This is a genomic window from Gemmatimonadota bacterium, from assembly GCA_026706845.1.
GTDB lineage: Bacteria > Latescibacterota > UBA2968 > UBA2968 > UBA2968 > VXRD01.
The window spans coordinates 1-4,691 of sequence record JAPOXY010000111.1 but is presented as its reverse complement, the minus strand read 5'-3'; the positions used below and the strand labels follow the sequence as shown (position 1 = coordinate 4,691).

The following is a 4,691-nucleotide window of genomic DNA, read 5'->3' as shown; positions in this document are numbered from 1 at the left end:
CCCCGCCGCCTGATGCAGCAAGCGGCGAGCGCGGTAGGCATCGCGCGCCAGCACAACCATTGCGCCGCCCAGTCGCTCCGACCATGCCTGTTCGGCGAACTCAAGCGTCACATCGGTGTGTAACGTTGTGTCAGAGAACGGGATCAGCAAATCATCCAGCGGTGGATGGGCGGCATAATCCGCGCCGCGCACCGGCAAACCACCCAGCGCCCCCACAGGGCAAAAGCCGCCCAGCCATAATGTTCCCCAGTCGACTGGCAAATTCATCGTGTTCTTCCTCCTGAATTATCAAGCGTTTTGCTTACAGTCCGCGCAGGCGCCGAAGAGTTGCAATCGACTGTCGGTGATTTGGTGCCCGCTGGTGTGCTGGCTTTGCTGAATCAGATCGTCCAGGGGTTGCCTGTCGAGATAATCCGCGCGTCCGCAGTCCAGACAGATGAACAGCATCATGAGCTCAGGCAGGGTTGGTACGAAGTGACTGCATCCCTGATAACCATGAACGCGGCGTATTAAGCCCAGGTTCTCGAGCTTCTCGACCATGCGGTAGACCGTCGCTCGGCCAGTTTTCGGGCGCGACTGGCGGGCGAGATCCCAAGCCTGCTCGGCGCTGAGCGGATACTCGCTGCGCGAGAAGATTTCAATCAGCGTCTCTTGAACGCTTGTCACACGGGAGCCGCTCTCGACGAGCGCGGCCAGCCAGTCTTCGGGATTGATCGCTTTGCTGAGCATGAGACATCCAATCTTGCGCTTCTTATTGATACTACGTATCATTTATGCACTTATTGATACTATGTATCAATAAGATTGGCAACGGGAAATTTGAAACGAGTTCAGGATGAATGTAGGAGACAAATCCATAAAAAAACTTCTAATGCATGTGCGCTGCTCTTGACGCTTGCATTCCCGTTAATCGCTAATGCGCTGGACGGAGGCGCCTTCCCCGTCACGATTGAGAATTGCGGCAGCCACAATCCCGACTTGCCTGAAGGCGTATCCGCCTACATGTGGCATCAATGGCCGGACCACATCGTGACCATGGTGCAATACTTCGAACAAGACCAGAATGCGCTGGACGCAGCGGAGATCTATCCACCGGTGTATCAGACGCACGGCACAAATTACATCGAGCCGGGGACCTCTCCCTGATTCTGTCCCGGGCGCCGCGTAAACGCTGCTATCGCTCGAAAAGATGGGCTGGTCGCCGATCCGCCCGTTTCTCGTTTGGATAGCAGAAGGCAGCGCAGTTTCGGAGATTCGTTTGCAAGCGCGCGGACTCAGTTGATGCGAGGCGCGGAAAAGCGGTAAAACTTTTGTCGCCAGCAGACGGCTTTTATACTCGTTTAGCGCCCATCCGGTGGAGCGTTCTGGGCGCCGTGATTTTTCTTGGCCAGTGCGGCTCGCTAATTCTTCGTCTGTCTCAATGGTCTCTCTTGGCTTAGGGCCACCGTTCGAGGCGGTCCAAGCGCCGATGAACCCTGTCTGCCTTGCCATTGATGCAACTGGCCCGTTCGTTCAAGGTCGCCAGCCCAACTTCCAACTTGAAGCGCTTGTCGAATATCGTCCCCAGCTTGCTGATTATCTCTGTGTCAGGCTCGCCTTCAGCAGGTTGAATATCGTTCTTCAGTTTCATGAGAAACGCACCAGCCCGATCGCATCTTGCTCATACTATTACCATACGGGCAATTCGTGCGTGCGGGATTATAGGTCGATTAACGCGGCTTGAGGATTCCGTCCACAGGCCCGCCATCGCCCCTTTTCATCGCGACGCTGCCGTGTCTTCAAGCTTCGCTGGGCCAAGACCTTCTCCCAGCGCATCAAAGGCCGCGTTCAGGCTCTGCGTTATTTCTTCAGGGCTTGACACGGACGACTTCTCGAGAAGGCGATCGAGAAAATCGCTCAACTGCTGGCGCTCCTCCGCAGTCAACCGGACAACCGCGCGCGATATGTCTTCCGTACTCGGAAGGGCCCGGGCCTTGCCAGCCGATAAACCGTTTCTCGCCGCCCAGGCTGCATACTTGGAATAAGCAACCGATAATGTTTCCTGCACAACGAACACAGATTCTATTGCGAAATCGGGTATGATGGTCACCTGTCGCAGGAAGACGCCAGAGGATCGCACATGCAAACGAACGTAACGTAGGAGGAAGATTGGGAGTTGGCTGGGCAAAGAGCACAAGCCGCCAACGTTTCGGTTCGAGAATGGCTGAACGGAGTAGCGACTTACGATGAGAAGCGCAAGCGCGACCTGGCGGAATTCCAGGCCAGATGCCGCCGGTCGCTAGAACGAGCAAAAAACGGTGAAGGAACTCCCTTCAATCCAGATACATTTCTCGAAGACGCGAAGCGCTGGGCCCAAGAGCGAGACGAAGCCAACATTCCGACAAGCGATGACCAAAAGCCCGCAGATGCCCTCTGCTGAGTTTCGCCGGAAGCTAGGATTGACCTTTGCTGTTACAGAGGCGCTTTGATTACGGTAATCGGGCTGATCTGCTGATACGATGACAGGGCCACTTTGATTGCGGTAATTTGGTTGAGCGGCATAGAGATCTTTTCACCACAAAGGCAATTATGCTGACTTGTCCTTTGTCAGGTGTTGATACTCTTGATTTCCATTCAGTAGTCGTGTGATTTCGTTAGGAGGAAACTCCATTTCTTTGAGGAAGCAGATTTGCAAGAGCATCCGCATTTTGCGGGTAAATTCATAAAGTTCATCATCCTTTAGCACGTCACTATTGCGTTCTCCATCGCGATGCGTGAAGTAGTTTCTGGTTTCGACCAATCTGTGAATAAAGTCTCGTGGATTGCCGGCTAATTTCTGTATATCATCGCTCTGCTCTGCTAAGACATCTCAAGAATTCTTTTGAGCCGCGTCCGAAATGAATAATGATTCCCGTATTTGAGCATGCCTTCGAGAGCATCTCTAAGCGAATTGTCGACGCAATCGGGGATGGCAACAATAAGCGCAATTCTGATAAATTCATATTCATCTTTGGTAAGATATTCGCCTCCGAAAACATTTCGGTGGTAGGCCTCTAACGCCTGTGCCAAACTCAAAAGCTCAGAATCCAGAACAATGAGTCTGCTATAGTGCTCTCTGAAGTAGAGATCGTATGTGGCTCTCAACTTCTCTGAATTTCGTATCCAACTGGCTAAATATCTTGGCAGGTCCTCTTTCACGTCGTTATACGCAAACAACATCGGCCACGGAGTCAATCGTTTCTCTTTTTCCGTGAAACCGGTTATTGGAAAATAGATGCTTATCCCGCCACGATCTTCCGAAAGTAGACCTGATACGTTTACGGGGAAATTCGTATTTCCAGTAGCCAGTGTCAGAAAATTGGGCAAATGGACATTGATGTATGTCAGGTACTCGATAAAGCGTAAAGGCTCAGCTGGAGTTACAGTTACAAGATATTCATCCTTCAATGACACATCTGTCAAAGAAGACTTCCAGCTAGATGCAGACCAGATTTCAATTATTGCGTTGTCCACTGGTATTTCTTTGGGTTCAGGGGTGGTATAGCTTACACAATAGTCCTGCACACGCTGATAGTCTGTACGCCTCATTTCAAAGTCAAAGTTGTTTTGAGACATCCAATCGTCTAAGTACGTGTACTTTGCAGACACATTTTCAAATACCATGTCCTTAACGGTGTCGAACCAATAACCATATCCTGTGAAAATGTAGTCAATGATCAACTTTGTGTTCGCAATCCCCCCCTCCCCGAGATGTTGAGGTCTCATAACAACCTTGTAAAGTGACACACTTTCCTGATCCACTCACGAAACCCTGAATGATTTCAAACTCTTTCCACAAATTCATTCCATAGGGATCTTCGACGTCAAGATTGCCCAATAGCTCAAGCACTCCCCCAGTCTTAGGGTCGAACGACAGTTTTCCGGGGATCGCCTTGTCAGGTATTCCGCTAATGGGCTCGTTGGGTTCTTCGGGAAGCCACCAGTAACCCAAGTGCTCAAAGCCTTTCACAGAACCTCCAGTCAATACGAATGCGACGCTTTCTGATACCAAGGCAATAGCAGCAGAAAATCAGCTACTCTCCACAATCTCCCGCTCATCCTTGCTCAACCCGTAGAGTCGATACACCAAGTCATCGATCTTCTCGTCCGCGGCTTCAATTTTCTGCTCAATCACACCGCGCTTAACCAGCGACACGCCGGCGAACTGCCGGTGCAAGTCCAGCATCTCATCGACCAGCTTGACCATTTCATCGTGCATTTAAACATCGGCGGGGTTGTCAAAGTCGATGGTGCGGATTGGCAGAGATGCAAGCTCGTTTCGTTGTACGTGCAAAGTGGGAAAAGAGGTCTCATAATAGAATCGCAAAAGAGTAGAATTGATGAGGCCTGTGAGGTATTTGAGCCTGGCAGGATTCTTTTCCTTATCTGCGATAACTAATACGTCCTTCACATAGTAGTTTTCATCTTCGAATGTTCCGCGAAGCCCCTCGCCCGTATCGCGTACTAGAACTTTCGGTTGTTCGAATTTTGCCTTAGTGCCTGGGCGAGCGGTACGGCGATGTTTCCTCATCTGTTGCGGCAGATAGTGTACGTATTCACCAACAAACTCGTATGAATAACTTGATATGTTTTCACCGCGCAGAAGTCTTTTGTAGTCTTGATCATCTTCATCAATCACATATGTAAGGAATTTGGAATCGCCACCCGTCTTG

Annotated in this window: 7 protein-coding genes and 1 pseudogene; 1 reads left to right on the top strand and 7 read right to left on the bottom strand. The window is 50.8% G+C overall.

Annotation, left to right across the window (positions count from 1 at the left end):
- Together OXG87_11145 and OXG87_11140 are read right to left on the bottom strand one after the other, a co-directional pair.
- A partial coding sequence (locus tag OXG87_11145; protein ID MCY3870104.1) for a hypothetical protein occupies window positions 1–267 on the bottom strand: 267 nt, incomplete at its 3' end.
- 21 nt (window positions 268–288) lie between these two features.
- Window positions 289–729, bottom strand: coding sequence for a transcriptional repressor (locus OXG87_11140; protein ID MCY3870103.1), 441 nt, complete (start codon window positions 727–729; stop codon window positions 289–291).
- 273 nt (window positions 730–1,002) lie between these two features.
- On the opposite strand from OXG87_11140, the gene OXG87_11135 reads away from it, so the two are divergent.
- A complete protein-coding gene (locus OXG87_11135; GenBank protein ID MCY3870102.1) occupies window positions 1,003–1,146 on the top strand; it encodes a hypothetical protein in 144 nt (47 codons plus the stop codon).
- 289 nt (window positions 1,147–1,435) lie between these two features.
- On the opposite strand, the gene OXG87_11130 is transcribed toward OXG87_11135, so the two are convergent.
- The 5 genes and pseudogenes from OXG87_11130 to OXG87_11110 all read right to left on the bottom strand — a co-directional run.
- Window positions 1,436–1,630, bottom strand: coding sequence for a hypothetical protein (locus OXG87_11130; protein ID MCY3870101.1), 195 nt, complete (start codon window positions 1,628–1,630; stop codon window positions 1,436–1,438).
- 126 nt (window positions 1,631–1,756) lie between these two features.
- Entirely contained in the window at window positions 1,757–2,089 is a 333-nt protein-coding gene (locus OXG87_11125; GenBank protein ID MCY3870100.1) for a hypothetical protein, read from the bottom strand.
- Window positions 2,090–2,838: 749 nt separating this feature from the next.
- Window positions 2,839–3,988, bottom strand: a pseudogene (locus OXG87_11120) (hypothetical protein).
- 60 nt (window positions 3,989–4,048) lie between these two features.
- Window positions 4,049–4,237: a hypothetical protein gene (locus OXG87_11115; GenBank protein ID MCY3870099.1), complete on the bottom strand. Its 189-nt coding sequence runs from the start codon at window positions 4,235–4,237 to the stop codon at window positions 4,049–4,051.
- A partial coding sequence (locus OXG87_11110) for a hypothetical protein (GenBank protein ID MCY3870098.1) occupies window positions 4,238–4,691 on the bottom strand: 454 nt, incomplete at its 5' end. It lies immediately after the preceding gene.